Source organism: Pseudovibrio exalbescens, assembly GCF_028737195.1.
Classification (GTDB): Bacteria; Pseudomonadota; Alphaproteobacteria; order Rhizobiales; family Stappiaceae; genus Pseudovibrio; species Pseudovibrio zosterae.
On sequence record NZ_JAQZAJ010000009.1, the window covers coordinates 39,268 to 62,266 of the forward strand.

The following is a 22,999-nucleotide window of genomic DNA, read 5'->3' on the forward strand; positions in this document are numbered from 1 at the left end:
CCCATCACCCTGCCTCGGACGCCAGAACGGAACGACACAATGAAACGCAGTCAGTCATCCCGGATAACCATCGCCGACATAGCAAAACAAGCTGGTGTCTCTTCTGCAACTGTTTCAAACGTCATCAACGAGACCGGTCGCATGACCGAGGAAACCCGCTTCAAAGTGCGCAAGGCCATGAGCGAGCTCGGCTTTGTCAAGGACTACACCGCCGCCCGCCTGCGCACCGGCAGGTCAAAGCTCATTGGTGTTCTCATTCAAAACATTGCCAACCCGTTCTATGGCGAGTTCTCCGCAACATTTGAAGCCGAGCTTTCAAAGCATGGCTATCTGCCCATCATGGCCAATATTGGTGAAAGCCTTGATCGGCAGGCAGCTATGATCGAGGAAGTCATTTCCCATGGCGTCGCAGGCATTGCCTTAAGCCCAGTGGCAGGCTCAACACCGGAGTGCATGGACACCATCGTCTCCCGCAACCTGCCATTCGTCACCTTTGTGCGTGAAATTGAAGGGCTCAATTGCGATTTTTTCGGAGCCGATGACCGTCACGGCGCCCACCTTGCAGCTCAACACCTGCTGTCCAAGGGCCACAGAATCTTTGGGGTGATCGGAGGCACGGAGGGCACCACCACCGGCGAGCAACGCCTTTCCGGCTTTGAGGACACCATTCACTACGCGAACTGCGCTGATGCCCAGATCCACAAGCTCCGCACTCCGCCGGGACGTGAAAACGGACGCCTTGCAGCCATCGAGCTGCTCTCCGCCAACCCGGAAATCACCGCCATCTTCTGCCACAACGACATTCTGGCCATGGGCGCAACCGCTGGCTTGAAAAGCCTGCGCCGCAAAGTGGGTAAGGACATCGCGCTGGTGGGGTTTGACAATCTGCCTGAGGCGGAAGTATGGAACCCGCCGCTCACGACCATTGAGATGTTCCCCAAGACCATCGGCACTGAAGTGGCCAGAGCGCTTCTAGCTCAACTTGAGAGAACGCATCAAGGGCCGCTCATCAACCGACGTCCGCCGGTGCTAATCGAGCGTGAGTCGAGTGCTTTTCAGGTGGGCACCAACTCATCGCTTCAGTACATCGCCAAGGCGGGCTAGCCTTTTCAGCCCTCGGTTTGGAAGATCTGCTCGCTGAGAAACTCGCCCCAGCCTCTCTCAAAATACACGGGCGACCGATCCCGCCCTTTGAGGGGACGTTCGCAACACGCAATGCCGTCCGCCGTCTGCCGCACGATGATCTTCTTGGCCTTGTCTTTCTCCCTTTCGGGCCTGAACCGAAAAGCCTCGAGCGGACCATGAACGGTTTCCGGCAACCCGGTAGAACCGTCGTCGAGAATGACACGCGCCCCGCGACTGCCTCCGCCTGCTTTGAGGTAATGGTTCAGAGCCTGCAAAACGGCTGCGGAGGAAAGCGCCATTTGCTTCCACATGAAGTAGTCACCGGCCCGCTTCGCTTCCCGCAATGCAACGGCCCCAGCCTCAAAGGCATCAACGAGGGCCAAAGCGTCTTCCAACGCTGACGTCACATCGGCCTCGGCACACACGAAACCCGCCGCCTCAGACATGCGTTTTTGAATGTCATGTTTAACCCCATCGAGCGCCAAACCATCACACCCATTGGTCACGGTTTCCAGCTCTTGGACCAGCTCTGCCAGCGACGCTGCCCAGCTCCGCTCTGCGCCCTCTCGGCGTTGCCGTGCTTCATGTGCGATGTGCTTGGCAACGCGGGTTGCAAACACCTGCCCCGAAATCAGCGCCGACCCGCCCGGTCGCGTCACGCCGTGCGTGCTCGCCGCTTCGCCAACCGCGTAGCACCCGGCAAGGTTGGTCCGCCCCCACAGGTCGATTTCAATTCCCCCGTTCATGTGTTGATTGTTCACCGCCATGCGCAGCGGCTCTTTGGTGATGTCGATGCCATTCATGCGATAGAGCTCGATGGCCAGCGGGTTCATGCGCACAAGCCGATCGATCGGCAAGGCATCCAGCGCACCGTTGTTCTCAAGATAGGCCCGCACATCGGGCTCCAGGTCATCCAGATTGAAATGCGCCCCATCCTTGCCAGGAAGCGGATTGCGCAGGAAGTCGAGGAACACCTCTCGCCCTTTTCTGATTTCCAAATGAACCGCAATGTCCACCAGACTGGAGCCGAACTCCAGCATGCGGGAGGCGTGGAACGGCCACTGATAGCCCTTGCGAAACACGTTGGAAACCAGCTCCCGTGTACTGCGATAATAGTCAGCCAGAAAGTTGAACTCGTTTCCGGCCGCATCCCTTGAGAACACGTAGGGCATTACTTGCACATAGGTGCCCGACAGGTTCCAGGGAAACGTCTCACGTGGCGTGCCGATGCCGAACTGGCTTTCCGTCAGATTGCTCAGTTCAAGCCCGGCCTCAAGCGCCAACCCCAAAGCTCCAAAACACTTCTTCGGGTAAACGCTGTCGCGGTACATCTCCCCCGGCCCCCCTGTAGCGATGATCAGATCCTCGCAAGCAATTACAGCCAGACCATACGGATTGTGCTCAGTGCTTTTGTTGGCCACCACCAGACCGGAAACGCACCGTCCCTCCCCCTCACCCGTGGTGAGTATCTTGACCGCTGCAGCCCCAGTCATGAACGGAATGCCAAGACGCTGTGCCTCTTCCAGCAGCACCTTCACCATCAAGCGCGAAGTGCGAGGCCCGCAACTGGTCGCGCGGCCATACTCATCATGATCCGTTTGATAGCGCAGCACCGCACCCAGACGATCTTCCGGCAGATCAAGGCCAATGTACTGCAACCCGGCCATGGCACCAATGGAGCCCACCGCCTCCACATAGGCCACATCTTCATCCATGCAGCCGCCAGCGGCCAGATCTCGCGCAAGAACCTCAAAGTTGTCGCCATTACGGCCGGTGGATGCGGTGTGAAGGGTCTGTTTGTCAGAACCCGAACAGGCAGAGGTGCCCATATACATGCCGCCCGTGGCCACCAACACCTCGCGGCCCCGTCGTTTGGCCTCACAGGCCGCGCGCAAACCCGCCGCACCAGAGCCAATGACAAGCGTTTGGCAAGAATGGACCGGCAGATCACATAGGTTCACCTGAACGACGTTCTCAGGTGGCAGGCTTGCAAATCCACGGGGCATGGCAATGCGGGTAAGCGCCGTCAGGATTTCAGGTGTCAAACGGGTTTGGGTCATTCAGCTATCCTTGATGACGCGGCAGAGCACTTTCTAGAAAACTCCCTGAAAAACTAATGATTAAACGTATAATCAACAATGAGCACTTTCACATATCCGTCGGGAAACAGAGGCGTTGCGGCACGCAAAAAGGGCCGGCGAAACCGCCGACCCTTTCCTTTCATCCTGCGTTGGACGATTACTTGTTTGCGTCCGCCCAGCTCTTGATCAGCTCGTCGTAGTCAACGGTGATTGGCGTTGGCTTTTCGTTTTCAAGCTTTGCCTTTGGCGCACCCGGCTGAGACAGCCAGTAGTCACGATCCTGAGGTTCGTTGAGCTTTGGACCACATTCGCCCTGAACACCTGCACGCTCCAGACGGGACAGAACCTTGTCCTGAGCTTCAGCCAGTGCGGTCATGGCTTCCTGCGGGGTCTTTGCGCCAGAAGACGCATCGCCAATGTTCTGCCACCACAGCTGAGCCAGCTTTGGATAGTCAGGAACGTTGGTGCCGGTTGGCGTCCACTGAACACGTGCTGGAGAGCGGTAGAACTCAACCAGACCACCCAGCTTCGGTGCGCGGTCACTGAAGGACTCGTGGCGTACGTCACTGTCACGAATGAAGGTCAGACCAACGTGAGACTTCTTCAGAGAAGTAGTCTTGGCCACGGTGAACTGCGCGTAAAGCCATGCAGCCTTTGCACGGTCTTCCGGCGTGGACTTCATCAAGGTCCAGGAACCAGCGTCCTGATAACCGAGCTTCATGCCCTCTTCCCAGTAAGCACCCTTTGGTGAAGGAGCCATACGCCACTTTGGCGTGCCGTCTTCGTTCACCACTGGCAGGCCGTCCTTCACCATGTCGGCGGTGAAGGCGGTGTACCAGAAGATCTGCTGAGCAACGTTACCCTGTGCAGGAACCGGGCCAGCTTCAGAGAACACCATGCCGGCAGCTTCTGCTGGAGCATACTGCTTCAACCAGTCAATGTACTTGGTGATGGAGTAAACAGCGGCTGGGCCGTCGGTCGCACCACCGCGCTCAACGGTAGAACCAACCGGCGCACATCCGTCTACACGAATGCCCCATTCATCAACTGGCAGACCGTTTGGAATGCCCTTGTCACCTGCACCAGCCATGGACAGCCATGCATCGGTAAAGCGCCAACCCAAGGATGGGTCTTTCTTACCGTAGTCCATGTGGCCGTAGACTTTTTCGCCGTTGATTTCCTTCACGTCGTTGGTGAAGAACTCAGCGATGTCTTCATAAGCAGACCAGTTGACCGGCACACCCAGATCGTAGCCGTACTTTTCCTTGAACTGCGCTTTGATCTCAGGGTTTGTGAACCAGTCATAGCGGAACCAGTAAAGGTTCGCGAACTGCTGAGTTGGCAGCTGGTAGAGCTTGCCATCAGGACCGGTGGTGAAGGAGCGACCAATGAAGTCCTCGATATCGAGGGTCGGCAGGGTCACGTCTGCACCTTCGTTCGCCATCCAGTCGGTCAGGTTGCGCACCTGCTGATAGCGTGCGTGGGTACCGATCAGATCGGAGTCGTTAACGTATGCATCATAGATGTTTTCACCAGACTGCATCTGCGTCTGGAGTTTCTCAACCACATCACCTTCACCGATCAAGTCGTGCGTAACCTTGATGCCAGTGATTTCGGTGAATGCCTTGGCGAGCGTCTTGGCTTCGTATTCGTGGGTGGTGATGGTTTCAGAAACCACCTTGATTTCCATACCCTTGAACGGCTCAGCAGCCTGAATGAACCATTCCATTTCCTTCATCTGCTCTTCCTTGGAGAGCGTCGAAGGCTGGAATTCGCTGTCGATCCAGCGCTTGGCTGCTTCCATGTCAGCCCATGCACTGCCGGATGTTGCCAGCAATACGCTGAGAGCCGCAGTGGCCATCAAATGACGTCGCATATTAGTCCTCCCGTTTAACACTACTCAAACTCGGCGCGGCTCTCCCGGCCTTGCCGAAAACTGGCATCACACCCAGCGAAACACACAAAGCGCATACGCTACGCATACAGCCAGGGCCCACCAAAGGTTCGGCCCGACAAACCCCAGCCAGAACAGGCAGATGAATGCACTGCCCAGCAGGGAGATGAAGAGGCGGTCACCCCGAGTGGTTTCGAACCGGAGAATGCCCACACGTGGGCTCCCCCCCGGAACGAAATATTCCCAAATGCCCATGCTCAAGATGAGCAGAGCAATGACACTGAAGAAAATGGCCGTTGGCATCGTCCACGCCATCCACGAAAGATCCATGGGTCGTCCTCCTTCAGCTTACACGCGGCCCAGGGCAAAGCCCTTGGCGATGTAGTTACGTACGAACCAGATGACGAGCGCACCCGGTATGATGGTCAAGACACCAGCCGCGGCCAGCACGCCCCAATCCAGACCGGAGGCCGAGACGGTTCGGGTCATGGTGGCGGCAATGGGCTTGGCATCCGTGGTGGTCAAGGTTCTGGCGATCAGCAGCTCTACCCACGAGAACATGAAGCAGAAGAACGCCGCCACGCCGATACCGCTCGCAATCAGCGGCATGAAGATCTTCACGAAGAACTTCGGAAACGAATAGCCGTCGATATAGGCGGTCTCGTCAATCTCCTTCGGCACACCGGACATGAAGCCCTCCAGGATCCAGACGGCCAGCGGCACGTTGAACAGACAGTGCGCAAGTGCCACTGCAATGTGCGTGTCGATCAGACCGAAGGAGGAATAGAGCTGGAAGAACGGCAGCGCGAACACTGCTGGCGGGGCCATGCGGTTGGTCAGCAGCCAGAAGAACAGGTGCTTGTCACCGAGGAACTTGTAACGCGAGAACGCATAGGCGGCAGGCAGCGCTACTGAAACCGAGATCACCGTGTTCAGCACCACATAGGTGATGGAGTTGATGTAGCCCGAATACCAGCTCGGATCGGTGAAGATCACCATGTAGTTGGCAAGGGTCGGGTTTGCCGGCCACAAGGAGAACCCGGAGAGGATCTCCTGATTGGTCTTCAGGCTCATGTTGAAGAGCCAGTAGATCGGCAGCATCAGGAACACGATGTAAAGCGTTGGCACCAGAAAGGTGAGACGCTCGGACAACGGCCGCTTGGCCTTGTCGAGATGCAGCTTGCTTTGCCCGATCACACGGCCCTTTGGCAGAGCGCCTGTGGAGCGAGCGGTTTGAGTTGGTTCACTTACAACAGTCATGTCCGATCACTCCCCCTTTGTCTCTGGTTTTTCGGCGCCAACATTGGTCATCACGGTGTAGAACACCCACGAGAAGACCAGAATGATCAGGAAGTAGACCAAGGACATGGCCGCTGCCGGACCAAGGTCGAACTGACCAAGAGCCATTTTCACCAGATCGATCGAGAGGAACGTGGTCGAGTTGCCCGGCCCGCCGCCCGTCACAACGAACGGCTCGGTGTAGATCATGAAGCTGTCCATGAACCGTAACAGAACGGCAATCAGCAGAACGCGGTGCATCTTCGGCAGCTGAATGAAGCGGAAGATCGCCCACTTGGACGCGCCATCAATGCGCGCCGCCTGATAGTAGGCTTCCGGAATGGACACCAGACCGGCATAGCACAGCAGCACCACAAGACTTGTCCAGTGCCACACATCCATGATGATCACGGTTGCCCACGCGGCCACCGGATCCTGCGTATAGTTGTACTCGATCCCGATGTTGTTGAGCACATAGCCCAGCAGGCCGATGTCCGCACGTCCGAACACCTGCCAGATGGTGCCCACCACGTTCCACGGCACCAGCAGCGGCAACGCCATCAGAACCAGACAGACCGGCACGCCCCAGCCTTTGCGCGGCATGCACAGCGCAATGAAGATACCCAACGGGATCTGAATGGCGAGGATGGAGAATGAGAAGATAAGGTTGCGAACAAGGGCGTCGGTAAAACGCTCAGAAGCGAGCAGATCCACGAACCATTCGGTTCCCGCCCAGAAAAACTGGTTATTCCCAAAGGTGTCCTGCACGGAGTAGTTCACCACGGTCATCAGCGGAATGACAGCGGAGAAAGCCACCAGCACAAGAACCGGCAGAACCATGAACCAGGCTTTGTTGTTGACTGTCTTTTCCATCAGATCAGCCCTCCCGTCCAACAAGCCAGCTATCGGCATAAAGGTTGATGTTATCGGCACTGATCACGGCACTCGGGCTCTCAGGAATTTCCTCGCCCTCCATCACAATGGCGTGGAAGTCGTGATCATCCAGCTTGGCGCGGACGATGCGGTAACGCCCTACATCCTCCACACCTTGCACCTGAATGGGCAGGCCTTCACCTGACGGCCTCAGGCTCACGAACTCGGGGCGCACGCCCACCTCAAGCGACGCACCGCTGCCGAACCGGCCGATGCCGTTCAGCGGCAGTACATGTTCCCCGATGCGCGCGCCGTCACCTTCCAGCGTGCACGGCACCACGTTCATACCCGGCGATCCGATGAAGTAGCCGACGAAGGTGTGTTGCGGGCGCTGGAACAGCTCATTCGGCGTCCCGATCTGCACCACCTCGCCCTCATACATGACCACCACCTTGTCAGCGAAGGTCAGGGCTTCGGTCTGGTCATGGGTCACATAGACCATGGTGTAGCCGAACTGCTTGTGCAGGTGCTTGAGCTGCGAGCGCAGCACCCACTTCATATGCGGGTCAATCACCGTAAGCGGCTCGTCGAACAGGATCGCGTTCACGTCCGCCCGCACCAGACCACGACCCAGAGAGATCTTCTGCTTCTCATCTGCGGTCAGACCCTGGGCCTTGCGGTGGGCTTTGCTTTCCAGATCGATGATATTGAGAATATGGCGTACTGTCTCGTCAACCACCCGTTCCTCAACGCCTCGGTTGCGCAGCGGGAACGCCAGATTGTCGTAAACGCTCATGGTGTCGTAGACGACCGGGAACTGAAACACCTGCGCAATGTTGCGCGCTTCGGTTGGCAGGTCGCGAACGGAAACGCCATCAAACAGCAGATCCCCTTCCGAAGGCCGCAGCAAACCGGAGATGATGTTCAGCAGCGTTGTCTTGCCACAACCAGACGGCCCGAGCAGCGCATAAGCCCCGCCATCTTCGAAGGTGTGGTGCACTTCTTTCAGCGCATAGTCCTTCTTCGACTGCGGGTTCGGCATGTAGGCGTGGCGAATATGATTGAGTTCTATGTTAGCCATGGGTCCTTACGCCTCCACCGGCATGTCGAGCGTCGCAAGACGGCCATTGGTTTCGAAAACAAGGAAGTTGCGCGGATCAAGGAACACCTCGATCTCATCGTCCACTTCAATGTTGCGGATGCCATGGGCAAGGGCGACCCAGGTCTCGCCCACGCAGTCCACGTGGATGAAACTCTCAGAGCCCGTAATCTCGGAGACCTGCACAACGCCCTTCAACGCAAAATGGTGGTCGGTGCGTTTGGAAAGGTGCAGGTGGTGTGGGCGGAAGCCCGCAATGTAAGGGCCATCGGCGAGAATCTTTTCGTTCTCGGCCACCGGGATCTGGTCCCCATTTGGCAACTCCAGCACATCGCCCTTCTTGACGATGCTGAGCGTGTTCATCGGCGGATCAGAGAAGGTCTGCGCTGTCACCAGCGTATTAGGCCGCTTGTAGACCTCCAGTGTCGGGCCGAACTGGCTGACTTCACCATGGTGAAGCGTTGCGGTCTTGCCGCCCAGCAACAAGGCCTCGGACGGCTCGGTGGTTGCATAAACGAAAACAGCGCCGCTCTCGGCGAAAATCTTGGGCAACTCCGCGCGCAGCTCTTCACGCAGCTTGTAGTCCAGGTTCGCAAGCGGCTCATCCATGAGCACCAGATGCGCGCCCTTCACCAGCGCTCGTGCCAGTGCCGTGCGCTGCTGCTGACCACCTGACAGGTTCAGCGGCGTACGCTCAAGATAAGGAGTGAGTTTGAGAAGATCTGCCGCCTCCCGAACCTTGCGGTCCAGCTCTGCTTTCGGCAAGCCCGCAATCCGAAGAGGCGAAGCGATGTTTTCATAAACGGTCAGCGCGGGGTAGTTGATGAACTGCTGATAGACCATGGCCACGTCGCGCTTGCGCACGGAGTGCCCGGTCACATCCTTGCCATTTACGATAACTTGTCCTGAGGTCGGCTTGTCCAGCCCGGCCATCAGACGCATCAGGGTTGTTTTACCTGAGAGTGTGGGCCCAAGGAGCACGTTCAATGACCCAGGTTCAAGGGTCATGGACACGTCCTTAATATGGTCCACCCCGCCGACAACTTTGCCGACGCCTTTCAATTCCAGCATGTTGGCCCTCCCAAGGCCGCCAGCCATTCACAGCTGACTCTGCCGTCGTGGCGTTCTTTTTCGATGTTCAGCACCTCAGCGGATCCCCACCCGACCTCCTATCCGAAGACTGGACAGATCTTGCGATGCTGGGCCCGGGGTCTGAGCTCCCAACCCCCGGCTTAGTAAACCAACTTATAAGGGATCATGCTTATAATCAAATTTCATTTTTCATCACTTGGGACTATTTCGCGTAATTTCGAAATAAAAACGAAAGTTTCCGCAGGTGCGACGCCACCTCCGCGGCGGTCGAATGCCTGTGAAAAACCAAAGAAATTAGCTGATATACACAAAAAACGGGCGAATCCTTTCGGACTCGCCCGCTAACCCAATGCGAAACTGAACTTTCGTCTTAGATAAATATGAGAATGCCCCCCGCGACCCCGTAGAGTAAACGCAAGTATGGCTTGGAAGGCGCAATCAAACCAAAGGAAATCAAGGAGAGACCGACACCGATTTTCGCCGCAGCCAAAAGGGCCGTAACCGGCGCACTCGCAAGCTCAATCAACGCTGGGTTCGCAATCATCCCCAGCGGGACCAGATAAAGCCCAATGCCCAGCGCCATGGCAAACACTGCAACCTTCAGCCAGTTCTCCCCCACCATGCCAGCGGAGATGAACACCGCCCCGCAAACCGGCGGCGTGATGGTGGAAAGCAGCGCAAACCAGAACACGAACATATGAGCCTGTAACGGCTCCAGCCCGATCTCGGTCAGGGCCGGACCGGCCACGGAGATGCAGATCACATAGGCAGCAGTTGTGGGCACCTCCATGCCAAGCACAAGGCAGGCCAGTGCGGTCAGAAGCAGGGCGGGCCAAAGCATGCCGCCAGAGCCCGACAGGATCAACGAGGTGATTTTCACCCCCAATCCGGTGATGCCGAGCGTTCCGATGATGATCGAAGCGCAGATGATGATTGCCGCAATGGTCGAGACCTGCTGGCCGGTGTTCATCAACGCCTGCTCCAACCGCGCCATCGTCCGCTCGCGGTCGAAACTCAAGGCCTTGTCGATGAACAGCAACGCAAAGGCCACCAGAATGGAAATGCAAGCGGCATACTGCGGTGTGAACTTCAACGCGAACATGGCAAACAGCAGCACCGCAAACGGCACAAGGAAGAAGGCAGAGGTGATCACCACCGTGCGCATGACCGGACGCTCATCAGCGCTCAAGCCCTTGAGCTCGTAGCGCCGCGAGAAGGCGTTGATGCCAACCCACACAGCAAGAAAGTAAAGAAATGCAGGCAGGATCGCCGCCGCCATGATGCCTGTGTAAGGCACACCGGTCAGCTCCACCATCACAAAGGCCCCCGCCCCCATCAGCGGCGGCGTGATCTGCCCGCCGGAAGATGCCACCGCCTCCACAGCGCCAGCAAGCGCGCGCGGATAGCCAAGCCGCGTCATGGCAGGCAGGGTGATTGCGCCGGTCGAGGCCACATTGGCAGAGGCCGAGCCGGAGACAGACCCAAACAGCGCTGAGGAGACAACCGAAACCTTGGCCGCGCCACCACGCAAACGGCCCGCAGCGGCGGCGGCCACATTCATGAAGCCCTGCCCGGCTTCACCCGCATTCAGCACCGCGCCAAAAATCACAAAAATGGCCACCACGCTTACGGAGATGCCCGTCAGGCTGCCCCACAGCCCGCCCTCGGCAATGGTCAGTGTGCCCAGATAGCTCTGCAGCGGAATGCCTGCATAGCCAAATTCGCCGGGGATATGCTCGCCAAACACGCCGTAGAGGATGGAGAGCAGCGCCACCAAGGGCAGCGGCCAACCAATGGAACGGCGCGCCATTTCCAGCACCACGACCAGAAGCACAATGGCAATGCCAAGCTGAAAGTCGCCCATCAGATAGCCATACTGGTCGCCAAGCATCTGCTGGTTCAGCGCGATCCAGAGACTGGCGAAAAGCCCGGCCGCACACAGCATCCATCCGGTTATCTTTTCAAACCGGTTCTTGGCTACGAAGATCAAAACCCATGGCAAAGCCAGCGCCATATGCAGCGGACGACTGACAAGGTTCGGCACCAACCCGTAGAAGATCAGCCCGATATGGAAGACGATGGTCGCGCCGCCCAGCGCCACCCAAAGTGCACGGGAAAGTCCAGTCACCAATTGCCCCTAAAAACTGAAGGCCCGAACCAAGCGTCCGGGCCTTGTGCATTCGTTGTGTTGCGTCACTTAACGCAGGCTATCCGGCACCGCAATGCCAGCTTCATCATAGTAGCGCAGCGCGCCCGGATGCAGCTTGGTCTGATTATGCGCCAGCATGGCCGCATCCACGCCAGCCCACCAGGCCGCACTCTCCGCCAGCTTTGCCTTTTCCTCCCAGAAAGCCTTGGTAACCGCATAAGCGGTGTCATCATCCATCTGTGTCGTGGTGTAGGCAATCACAGGAAGAGAGGTGGTGGTAATATCTGCGTCCTGTCCGGTGTACGTTCCTGCAGGAATCACGATCTTGGTTCGCTTGGTCTGAGCGATCTCGTCTTCAGAAAGGCTCAGCACCTCAACATCAACACTTGCCGCCGCCTCAATGACGTTTGGCGCCGGATAGGAGCCTGCAGTCACAAAGCCGTCGATCTGGCCGTTCTTGAGTGCAGAAACAGCGTTGGACAGTTCAACATTAGCCAGTTCAACACCATCTTTCACGCCGAACAGCTCAAGATACTTCGCGCCTTCACGCGCGCCAAAAGAGCCTTTGCCAATGAGGATTTTCTTGCCCTTCAGGTCTTCGAAGCCCGCGACATTGGCGTCTGCGCGCGTAACGAAATGCATGGTAAGCGACGGGATCGGGAACAGCGCGCGAATTTCGTCAAAACGCGGGTTTGCCCGGCCTTCAAACATGGCCTTGCCCGCTTGAGCCAGAGGCACAAGGGCGGGCGGTGTGGTGAACATGTAGTTGCCCGGGCGCACCGAAGCCTCCATCACGTTCTGAACAGACCCTTGGCTTTCCTCAACGGTCACGATGATCTCGCCGCCGGAAGCGGCCTTGATGGCCTCCGCCGCCTGAACCGCCATCTGATAGTAGGACGTGCCGGTCTTGGCCGACTTGTAGGTAACGCGTGTCTGCGCCTGCGCTGTAACGGTGAGAGCCAGCACAGCGGCACCCAACGCCAATCCCTTCAGTAATTTCATCTTGTCCCCTCGGGCACTCTTTGTTTTCCTCCCACACCACCACGGCGGTGCATGTGGCTCACTATACACAATATCCGCGAGAAGACATTGAGCAGTCCTGATAGTTGAGCGAGAAAATATCAGCAATTTCATTGCGTGGCAGAGCGCTGTTTGTCGCGCTTTGGGCACAACCCACTCAAGTTGCTGGGGACCGCGTCCCGCGATCCTCCGAGATCAGTGAGGCTCGATAACCTGTTAGAGGGCTAACAACACCCCTCTTCCCATTGCGTAATAACAACCAGTACGTGCCCGTAAATTGTAGACATATGCAACTCAAATATTGCTAAAACTCTCGATTTTTCCCTAATTTCTGCGGATTGCGAGCGTCATGGAAACTTCAAAAATCCGTCATTGCAAAGCAGTATGACGACCATAGGTTGCTGAGACTTACGCAGTAACCTTTATCCAAACAAACAGGGGGCTTCCATGCGAGAGTTCAAGCGTCGTTTGATCGGCGGTATCAGCTTGGCAATCATCGCTGCAACGGCTTCAGCCGCAAACGCAGCAGACGGAAAATTCTTCGAGCGCATCGCGACTTACCCGGTCTTCAAGACCCTCGCTGAAGGCGTTGACCCAGCAACTGAAACCGTTGCCGAAATCATCAGCGCCTCCAAAGATGGCCGCACCCTCGTCTTCACAGACAGCCCGGGTGACGCACTCGTATTCCTCGACATCACCGACCCGGCCAATCCTGTACCCGCAGGCCGTGCCGATTTGGGTGGTGAGCCTACTTCCGTTTCCGTTGCCGCCAAGTATGCCCTTGCTGGCGTCAACACCTCGGAAAGCTACACCGCCCCTTCCGGTTATCTGGCGGTTGTAGATCTGGAGACCAAAGAAGTTGTTGCCAAGTGTGATGCTTCTGGTCAGCCAGACTCCGTTGCTCTTTCCAAAGACGGCAAGTTCGTTGCCATCGCCATTGAGAACGAGCGCGACGAAGACCTTAACGACGGTGTGATCCCACAGCTTCCAGCTGGCCACCTCACCATCTTCGATCTGGACGCCGACGGCATGCCAACCAACTGTGAGACAGCTCGCACTGTTGAAATGACCGGCCTTGCCGACGTTGCCCCAACCGATCCAGAGCCAGAATTCGTTTCCATCAACGATGACAATCTCGCTGTTGTCACGCTGCAGGAAAACAACCATCTGGCCATCGTTGATCTGGCATCCGGTGAAGTCGTCACGCACTTCTCCGCAGGCACCTCTTCTGCTGATGCGATCCCGGTCAAGAAAGCACGCATGAGCGATGCATCCGGCTCAATCACCGATGTACCGCGCGAGCCAGACGCTGTTGCATGGATCGATGCCGACCGCTTCGTGACCGCAAACGAAGGTGACTACGAAGGCGGCTCTCGCGGCTTCACAATCTGGAACAAGGACGGCGAAGTCCTGTTCGACAGCGGCGCACAGATGGAACACCTGGGCATGTCCCATGGCCACTACCCATCCAAGCGCGCACACAAGAAGGGCACCGAGCCTGAAGGTGTTGCAGTTGGCACGTTCGGTGACGACACCCTCATCTTTGTGAACTCCGAGCGCGGCAACTTCGTTGCAGTCTACAAGGACACTGGCGGCGAGCCAGAATTCGTCCAGTTCCTGCCGACACACATCGCGCCTGAAGGCCTGCTTGCCCTCTCAGAGAACGGCCTGTTTGTTGTTGCAAACGAAAAGGACGAAGCTGAAGAAGGCGTTCGCGCTCACGTTGGCATCTACAAGTTCGGCGCAGACGCTGCTGAGTACCCGCAGCTGATCTCCGAAACCGATCCAAAGACCGGCGCACCAATCGGCTGGGGTGCGATCTCCGGCATGGCTGGCGACCCAACTGACGCCTCCAAGATCTACGCTGTAAGCGACAGCTTCTACGACGCAGCGCGCATCTTCACCCTCGACGTTTCCGAAATGCCTGCAAAGATCGTTTCCCACGTCGACCTGACCGGCGGCTCCGCTGAGAAGTACGACCTAGAAGGCATCGCAATCCGCAAGGATGGCGGCTTCTGGCTTGCGTCTGAAGGTCACCCGGGCAAAGAACTGCAGCACTACCTGCTTCAGGTAACGGCTGACGGTGCCATTGAGCAGGAAATCACTCTGCCAGAAACGCTCATCGAGCAGGCAAAGCGGTTCTCCCTCGAAGGCGTGACTGAAGCTGAAATCAACGGCACGCCAGTTGTTGTGGTTGCTGTTCAGCGCGAGTGGAACGACGACCCGAAGGGCATGACCAAGCTCGGCATCTACAATCCTGCAGACAAGAGCTGGGGTTTCGTTCACTACCCGCTGGACGCACCAAAGAGCCCTGCTGGCGGCTGGGTTGGCCTTTCTGAAGTCACCTACCTCGGCGACAACAAGCTGGCTGTTGTAGAGCGCGACAACAAGGGCGGCACCGACGCTGCGATCAAGCAGGTAACCGTTGTGTCTCTGGATGGCGTGACCCCTGCGGCCCACGGCGAAGAGCTTCCGGTTCTGGAAAAGAAGGTCGTTCTGGACCTCCTGCCTCAGATGTCAGCCACCAACGGCTGGACCCCAGACAAGGTCGAAGGTCTGGCGATCACCGCAGATGGCCGCATCCTCATCTCCACCGACAATGACGGCGTTGACGATGCTTCCGGTGAAAGCCTGTTCTTTGACATGGGCGAAGTCTCCAAGCTGAACTAAACTCTTTAAGCGCAGAAAATTCAGGCCCGGCGGACGCGGTTCGTCGGGCCTTTTTGCTTGCCGGTGCCCCTCCCTTGCACAGTAACGGCCAGATTATAAACGGCGTTACACGTGCGCGACTCAACGGTTGCAAGCAAAAAAAGCCGCTACCCGGCGTCTTCAGCAGCCGCACATCCCCAAAAAACTAAAGTAGTCACCAAAGTTTAATACAACCATCAAAACGCGGCTTGAAAATTATTTACTCGCCTGAAGTAAAATTCAGAGAGCCCTTCTCAAAACGACAGCAAGCGCGCTTCAACGATCCTCGCACGAAGCCAACCCCTTATCACCGCTTGGTCTTTTATTAGCAAATGCGAATAATCAAGCCACACCCCTCACCGCCCGTTCCTGACGCCAACACACCAAGTGGCCCCGCCGCCCCACTGGTCCACGCCACGCTCCGCCCTTCCATAAGCGTCACCTCAAGGCCCAACTGGCTTCATCGATTAAGGATGAGTTAAGCACTGCTGCCTGACGCTGAAGCATCGACCAGTAACAAACAGTGGCGCGGTTCAATGTCTCTCAAGCTGAAAATTTTCACGTATTCGAACCTCATTCTCGTAATTGGTTTTGTTGCTCTCATCAGCATAGTCACCGTTTTGATGTCCAGCATGGCTGAGCACGACGGCGAAGATCTCATGCTTGAGAACGCAAAACTTCAGGGCAACATCGCTCAAGCCAGCATCGGCGTTTACGAGCACGCCGCAGCGACCATGGCCGATGCCTATGAAGGTGCCATTGCCAACCTCAACCCGTCGCGAGATGACATCGCCGCGATGGCGCGCCACTTCCTCAGCACAAACGACAAGCTGCTCGCCTTCTCCACCATTCTGGAGCCTGACGTGATCGGCCGCGATGCCGACCACAAGAACACCGGCCTGTCCAACGCCAACGGACAGTTCGAGGCTTACATGTTCCGTGCCAATGGCGGCGTGGACAGCAGCCTTGTGGGCATGCTCACCGACGCGCCAGAGGTTTGGTATTATCCAGCGGTCCGCGCCAAGAAGACCGTCATGACCGCCCCATATGAGTATGAACTCAACGGCGAAACGGTCCTGATGATTTCCGCGATCAACCCCATGTTTGACAGCGCCAGAAATGTGATCGGCGCCGCCATCGTCGACATCACCTTGAACGAAATCACCGACCAGATCACGGCCACCAAAAAGTTCCAGACCGGGTACGTGGGCATCATCGCAGACAACGGCGTCTGGGTGGCCAACAGCAACACATCCCTCATCGGCCAGGAGGCCACCCCCGAAGTGCTGGACCTTACCAAGCAGGCCCAAAGCGCAACAACAGTTTTTGAAACCGGTGATCAGCGCACCGGCGTCAGCCCGTTCACGCTGCCCGGCACAGAGCAAGTCTGGTACGCCGTGCTCACCGTTGACAACACAGAGCTCCTCGCCCGTGCCAACACCACGCGCAACACTGCCATCATCGTTGCCCTTCTGGCCATCGCCATCGGAACGGTTGTCATGTGGCTGGTCGGCTCCAACATCGCCAAGCCAATCATTCGCACAACAGAGCGCATGCACGGCCTCACAGAGGGTGACACCGCAACACCGGTTGAATACACAGACCGCAGCGATGAAATCGGCCAGATGGCTTCAGCACTGGAAGTCTTCGTCAAGAACGCAATTGAACGTGAGCAGCTTCAGAGCGACTCTGAACAAGAGCAGATCGCGCGTCTGGAACGCCAGAAGCGAATTGACCAGCTGATTGCTGACTTTGACGCCAGCGTCAAGGAGAGCTTGAACAACGTCTCCACCAACTCGTTGGAGCTCAAGGAAACCGCAAAGGTGCTGACCGGCATTGCGGAAAGCACCACCTCCCGCTCCACCACGGCCGCCGCTTCTTCTGAAGAAGCCTCCACAAACGTGCAAACGGTCGCCTCGGCTGCCGAGGAACTCGCCGCGTCAATCGAAGAGATCAGCCGTCAGGTTGGCCACACCCAAGGCGTGGTCGCAAGCGCCACCACAACAACGCAAACCACAAACGGCAAGGTCGAAAGCCTCGATGCAGCCGCACAGCGCATTGGCGAAGTGCTCACGCTCATTCAGGCCATCGCAGAACAAACCAACCTGCTTGCGCTCAATGCCACCATTGAGGCCGCCCGCGCTGGCGAAGCAGGTAAGGGCTTTGCTGTCGTGGCCGCAGAGGTAAAAGAACTGGCAAACCAGACCTCCAAGGCAACGGAAGAGATCTCCAGCCAGATCGTGGGCATCCAAAACTCCTCCAAGGAGGCCGTTGAAGCCATTGGTGCCATTGCCAAGACGATGGGCGATGTCAACAACATCACTCAGTCCATTGCTGCAGCAGTGGAGCAACAAGGCGCGGCCACAACGGAGATCAGCGAAAACGTGCAGCAGGCAGCCACCGGCACCCGCGACGTAGCGGAAAATATGTCCGGCGTCACGGCATCTGCCAGTGAAACGAGCGCAACAGCCGCGCAGGTTCTGTCAGCCTCGGAAGCCCTCATGGCACAGGCAGACAACCTTCAGGACAACATCGCCAGCTTCCTGCACAACGTCCGCAGCGCCTGAGGGCAGTTGCACAGATCAAACACACCTGAGGGCTGGTTTTCCGCTGGAAGCCAGCCCTTTTCACGCGCACCGCTACACTGCATTTAAAAACAACAGACCTAAGAAGCCAGCTAATAAAGCAAATCGAGTCGCAAATCACACCAGCGTGAAATATAAAAGACCAGTATACTTGAATATTTGGCAAGCCTCGCGCAAGCTTCAGCGGAAAAATCGATTATTTCTATTCTTCATTGCCAAACAGAGATGATATATTTTCTTCTCTACTTCCTTCTTTAATAGAGTTCATCTTCACTTAACATTTGAAGCGGATATAGCGCCTGAAGCGCAGATTGCGCCAAGCAACCCATTCAGGTGATGTGTATGTCTCTCAGCCTCAGAATTTTCTCTGCAGCGAACGCTGTGTTCATTGTAGGTTTCGTCGCTCTTATTACGGTTGTCACGGTTTTGATCGCGCAAAATGCCGATCAGTCTGGCGAAGAGCTTATCCTGGAAAATGCCGCGTCGCAGACCCATCAGGCGCAGGCAATCTTCGAAAACGCGCAGCTCAAAACCGCAAGCTTCGCAAACACCGTAAGCAAGTTTGCAGCACACACAGAACTGAGCAGAGATCTGCTGGCCAAAGCCGCGCGCGACTACTTTGACGACAACAAGGATCTGAACGGCTTTCTTGTTGTGCTGGAACCAGACCAGCTGGGCGCAGACAAGGCAAATCAGGGCCAGGGATTTTCCAATGCAAACGGTCGCTTCAGCCTCGCTTTTGCTCGTGGTCCGGAAGGCATCAGCTGGCGAGAAGTGAACGCAACCGACGCAAATTCAGATGCCTGGTATGGCGCAGCGCTACGCAGCGGCGATGATGTGGTCACCCACCCTTACAGCTTTGAAGCTGGCGGCAAGACCATTCGCGCGGTAACGGCATCCACACCAATCTTTGACGCCTCGAACAAACCAATGGGTGTGATTGCAACAGACATTTATCTGGACCGCCTTGCCGCGGCTTATGAAGGCGCCCGCCGTTTTGAAACTGGCTATGTCGGCATTCTCAGCAGCAACGGTGTGTATGCAGCCAACAGCGATGAGGCACGCCTTGGCCAGAAAGCACCAGACGACATATTGGATCTCGTAGGCCAGACCTCGGAAAGCGAGCGCGTTTTCGAACATGGCGACTGGAAACTTGTCGTAAAGCCGTTTGTTCTACGGGGCACACACGAGAAATGGTACTCCATCGTTGCCGTTGACAATGCAGAGCTTCTTGAGCACGCCACCAGCACCCGCAACACGGCCATTCTGGTCGCCTTCTTGTGTTTGGCGGTCGGCACAGTTGTCATGTGGCTTGTGGGCACGTCCATTGCCAAGCCGGTTGTTCGCACCACTGAGCGCATGAACGCATTGACCCAAGGCGACACCACGACGCCGGTGCAGTACATCGAGCGCAAAGACGAAATCGGCCAGATGGCAATGGCCCTTGAAGTCTTCGTTGAGAACGCCATCGAACGAGAAGCGTTGCAAGCCGTGTCCGAGCAAGAGCAGGAAGCGCGCCTCGCACGGCAAAAGCTCATCGACCAGCTCATCTCCGACTTTGACGCCTGCATTCAGGAAAGCTTGCGCACGGTTTCCTCCAACTCTCTGGAGCTGGAAGAGACCGCCAAGGTTCTAACGGGCATTGCAGAGAGCACCACGTCACGCTCTACAACGGCAGCCGCGTCCTCTGAAGAGGCTTCCGCCAATGTCCAAACGGTGGCATCCGCGGCGGAAGAACTGGCCACTTCCATTGAAGAGATCAGCCGTCAGGTTGGCCACACGCAAGGGGTTGTCTCAAACGCAACCAGCACCACCCAGACCACAAACGAAAAGGTCGCAAGCCTTGACGCAGCCGCGCAGCGCATTGGTGAAGTTGTGACCTTGATTCAGGCAATTGCTGAGCAGACCAACCTTCTCGCCCTCAACGCAACCATTGAGGCGGCCCGCGCTGGTGAAGCAGGCAAGGGCTTTGCGGTGGTGGCCTCTGAAGTCAAGGAGCTGGCAACCCAGACCTCCAAGGCAACGGAGGAGATCTCCTCTCAGATCATCGGCATCCAGAACTCCTCCAAGGAGGCTGTGGAAGCCATTGCTGCCATTGCCAAAACGATGGGTGACGTCAACAGCATCACTCAGACCATTGCCGCTGCGGTTGAACAACAAGGCGCGGCCACCACGGAGATCAGTGAAAACGTGCAGCAGGCGGCCACGGGCACCCGCGACGTCGCTGAAAACATGTCTGGTGTCACGGCTTCTGCCAGCGAAACAAGTGCAACAGCCGCCCAGGTGCTTGCGGCTTCCGAAACGCTGAAGGCCCAGTCCGACAGTCTGCAGGAAAACATCGCAACGTTCCTCAACAACGTGCGCAGCGCCTGATAAGCGACTCACCTTGAAAAAATCGAACCGGCTTCGCTTGGCGGAGCCGGTTTCTTTTTGCTCGAACGCGTTCGTCCGCGTGTCAAAAAAATTCATCAAATTACCTGTGCAGTATTACGGATGCACAAATCAGCAGACTGCACCGAAGCGCCAGCCAGCATTCAACAAAAGTCGGAGCGCCAACAAGTCGAATGCGGTTCGGATAACCCCATAAGAATATTAGTAAAATTTGCAAGAATGCAGCGCATCGCGGCAGACCGCTGCTGATCCGGCACTCTTCTGATCAGCAAGGAAACGCAGAAAACTGCGAAGAACAGGCCCGGAATTTCCCGTCACGCGCGCACGGGGATTAAGGCTCAATTAAGGCATAAGCCCTACCGCTGAACCCAATGATCATTCGGAGCTTTTGGTAGTCGCATGTCTCTTCGAGTCAAAATTTTCTCGTCATCCAACCTCATCCTTGTTGTCGGATTGATAGCACTCATCACCATCGTCAGCGTGCTGATGTCAAATATGGCTCAACAAAACGGCAAAGAGCTGCTGCTGGAAAACGCCAGCATCCAGGCCTACCACGCTGAACAGGAGATCTCCTTGTCGCAGCTTGCCGCTTCCAGCCTCTCAGACGCCTTGGAAAAGAGCATTGAGCACACGGACATTTCCCGCGACGAGATCGCGGCAATCGTCCGAGACTTCCTTGACGAGAATGCACATCTGACGGGTGTGACAACGGTTCTGGAGCCGAACACAGTTGGACAAGACGCTGACAACAAGAGCGTGGGCTACTCCAACGCGCTTGGCCAGTTCGAGCCATACTTCTTCCGGGCCAATGGCAAGATCGATTGGCGCTTGGCAGGCATGCTGACGGATTCACCAGAAACCTGGTACTACGCTGCCGTCAACAACTCCAAAAACATCGTCACCGACCCGTACACCTTCGACGTTGGCGGCGAAATGGTTGTAGCAGTTTCGGCCACCACCCCAATGTACGACAAGTCGGACAAACCGATTGGCGGTATCGTCGTAGATGTATTCCTCAATCAACTGGTTGAGAAAGTCGACGCATCTCGCAAGTTTGAAACCGGGTATGTGGGCATCGCCAACGACAACGGTATGTGGATCGCCAACACCGATCGTGAGTTGATCGCCGCGACGGTCAACGCCGAGATCAAGGATCTGATGGCGCAGGCCGCCAACACGGCGACTGTTGTGGACATGGGCGACCACAAGATTGCCGTTCGTCCGTTCGATCTTCTGGGAACAGACCACAAATGGTATGCGATCGTTTCCGTTGACAAAGCAGAGTTGCTGGCAACCGCATACAGCACCCGGAACTGGGCCATCCTTGCCGCCATTTTCTGTGTGGTCATCGGCACGGTTATCATGTGGCTGGTCGGCTCCTCTATTGCCAAGCCAATCATGCGCACCACAGACCGGATGAACGCCCTCACCGAAGGCGACACAGACACACCGGTTGACTACACCGACCGTAGTGACGAGATCGGCCAGATGGCGCAAGCGCTTGAAGTGTTCGTTGAGAACGCCCTTGAGCGCGCCAAACTGCAAACGGAATCTGAAAAGGAACAGGAAGCGCGTCAGATGCGCCAGAGGGTCATCGACCAGCTCATCTCGGAGTTTGACGCCAGCGTTCAAGAGAGCCTGCGCAGCGTTTCCACCAACTCTCTGGAGCTTGAAGACACGGCCAAGGTGCTGGCTGGCATTGCTGAAAGCACGACATCCCGTTCCACCACGGCTGCTGCCTCCTCCGAGGAAGCGTCCACCAACGTTCAGACGGTTGCCTCCGCTGCCGAAGAACTGGCGGCGTCAATTGAAGAGATCAGCCGTCAGGTTGGTCACACCCAGAACGTAGTTGCCAATGCAACCAGCACCACCCAGTCAACAAACGACAAGGTGGAAAGCCTGGATGCCGCTGCGCAACGAATTGGTGAAGTGGTCACTCTCATTCAGGCCATTGCTGAACAGACCAACCTGCTCGCCCTGAATGCCACCATCGAGGCAGCACGAGCCGGTGAAGCAGGCAAGGGCTTCGCGGTTGTAGCAGCCGAAGTGAAGGAGCTTGCGACCCAGACCTCGAAGGCAACGGAAGAGATCTCCTCTCAGATCATCGGCATTCAGAGTTCCTCTCGTGAAGCAGTGGATGCAATCGGCGCCATCTCCAAGACCATGAACGATGTCAACGAGATTACCCAGACCATCGCAGCTGCCGTCGAGCAACAAGGGGCCGCCACCACTGAGATCAGTGAGAACGTTCAGCAGGCCGCAGCTGGAACAAGAGACGTTGCAGAGAACATGTCCGGCGTGACAGCCTCAGCAAGCGAGACCAGCGCAACGGCATCTCAGGTGCTCTCGGCCTCCGAAACGCTCAAGTCTCAAGCCGATCACCTGCAGGACAACATCGCAACGTTCCTGACCAACGTTCGCAGCGCATAAAATCCCGGTTTCATTCAAACCGACGCAAACGGCCTCAGGCAACTGGGGCCGTTTTTCTTTGCCCGAGCACAATTGAATGCAGTTCAGCCAAAGACGCGGGAGTAAATCCGTATTTTGTCGAATCAAGTTCAACTGGGCGTAGCCGGTAATATATAATACGAACGAGTTCGAAAATTCATTTTTTGGCAATTTTCTGGGCCTTAAGCTTGGCACAATGTCAGATGGGGTATTTCTGACAAGGGCGCTAAAGCAACCGGAAGCTGAAGTATGATGCTCCGTGTGATTTAGCCAGAT

13 protein-coding genes and 1 pseudogene are annotated in these 22,999 nt (G+C 56.7%); 5 read left to right on the forward strand and 9 right to left on the reverse strand.

Features of this window, described 5'->3' with window-relative positions; genetic code table 11:
• Positions 1–39 precede the first annotated feature (39 nt).
• Positions 40–1,104 carry a LacI family DNA-binding transcriptional regulator gene (locus PUV47_RS19160; RefSeq protein WP_274220213.1) on the forward strand — a complete coding sequence of 355 codons (1,065 nt, stop codon included), beginning with the start codon at positions 40–42 and terminating at the stop codon, positions 1,102–1,104.
• 5 nt (positions 1,105–1,109) lie between these two features.
• Here PUV47_RS19160 and PUV47_RS19165 read toward each other — a convergent pair whose 3' ends face one another.
• From PUV47_RS19165 to PUV47_RS19205, 9 genes and pseudogenes are all read right to left on the reverse strand, one after another.
• A complete protein-coding gene (locus PUV47_RS19165) occupies positions 1,110–3,185 on the reverse strand; it encodes an FAD-binding protein (protein ID WP_274220214.1) in 2,076 nt (691 codons plus the stop codon).
• Positions 3,186–3,363: 178 nt separating this feature from the next.
• On the reverse strand, positions 3,364–5,082 hold the full coding sequence (locus PUV47_RS19170) for an ABC transporter substrate-binding protein (RefSeq protein WP_274220215.1): 1,719 nt from the start codon (positions 5,080–5,082) through the stop codon (positions 3,364–3,366).
• A gap of 66 nt (positions 5,083–5,148) precedes the next feature.
• The gene (locus PUV47_RS19175; RefSeq protein ID WP_274220216.1) at positions 5,149–5,430 is read right to left on the reverse strand and encodes a DUF2160 domain-containing protein; all 282 of its coding nucleotides are present in this window, start codon (positions 5,428–5,430) and stop codon (positions 5,149–5,151) included.
• 18 nt (positions 5,431–5,448) lie between these two features.
• Positions 5,449–6,234 (reverse strand): annotated as a pseudogene (locus PUV47_RS19180) (carbohydrate ABC transporter permease); the annotation flags it as partial.
• 132 nt (positions 6,235–6,366) lie between these two features.
• Positions 6,367–7,251: a carbohydrate ABC transporter permease gene (locus PUV47_RS19185; protein ID WP_274220218.1), complete on the reverse strand. Its 885-nt coding sequence runs from the start codon at positions 7,249–7,251 to the stop codon at positions 6,367–6,369.
• Between the two features lie 4 nt (positions 7,252–7,255).
• Complete coding sequence (locus PUV47_RS19190) at positions 7,256–8,332, reverse strand: ABC transporter ATP-binding protein (protein ID WP_274220219.1); 1,077 nt, start codon at positions 8,330–8,332, stop codon at positions 7,256–7,258.
• Between the two features lie 6 nt (positions 8,333–8,338).
• Complete coding sequence (locus tag PUV47_RS19195) at positions 8,339–9,421, reverse strand: ABC transporter ATP-binding protein (RefSeq protein WP_274220220.1); 1,083 nt, start codon at positions 9,419–9,421, stop codon at positions 8,339–8,341.
• Positions 9,422–9,812: 391 nt separating this feature from the next.
• Entirely contained in the window at positions 9,813–11,570 is a 1,758-nt protein-coding gene (locus PUV47_RS19200) for a TRAP transporter permease (protein WP_274220221.1), read from the reverse strand.
• Positions 11,571–11,639: 69 nt separating this feature from the next.
• Positions 11,640–12,593, reverse strand: coding sequence for a TAXI family TRAP transporter solute-binding subunit (locus PUV47_RS19205; RefSeq protein ID WP_274220222.1), 954 nt, complete (start codon positions 12,591–12,593; stop codon positions 11,640–11,642).
• 1,845 nt (positions 12,594–14,438) lie between these two features.
• Between PUV47_RS19205 and PUV47_RS19920 the strand changes: the two genes are divergently transcribed.
• From PUV47_RS19920 to PUV47_RS19225, 4 genes are all read left to right on the forward strand, one after another.
• Positions 14,439–15,281: an esterase-like activity of phytase family protein gene (locus tag PUV47_RS19920; protein ID WP_425313800.1), complete on the forward strand. Its 843-nt coding sequence runs from the start codon at positions 14,439–14,441 to the stop codon at positions 15,279–15,281.
• A gap of 554 nt (positions 15,282–15,835) precedes the next feature.
• Positions 15,836–17,866, forward strand: a complete 2,031-nt coding sequence (locus PUV47_RS19215) for a methyl-accepting chemotaxis protein (protein WP_274220224.1) — start codon at positions 15,836–15,838, stop codon at positions 17,864–17,866.
• Between the two features lie 360 nt (positions 17,867–18,226).
• Entirely contained in the window at positions 18,227–20,257 is a 2,031-nt protein-coding gene (locus tag PUV47_RS19220; protein WP_274220225.1) for a methyl-accepting chemotaxis protein, read from the forward strand.
• 417 nt (positions 20,258–20,674) lie between these two features.
• On the forward strand, positions 20,675–22,705 hold the full coding sequence (locus PUV47_RS19225; RefSeq protein WP_274220226.1) for a methyl-accepting chemotaxis protein: 2,031 nt from the start codon (positions 20,675–20,677) through the stop codon (positions 22,703–22,705).
• Positions 22,706–22,999: the final 294 nt, after the last annotated feature.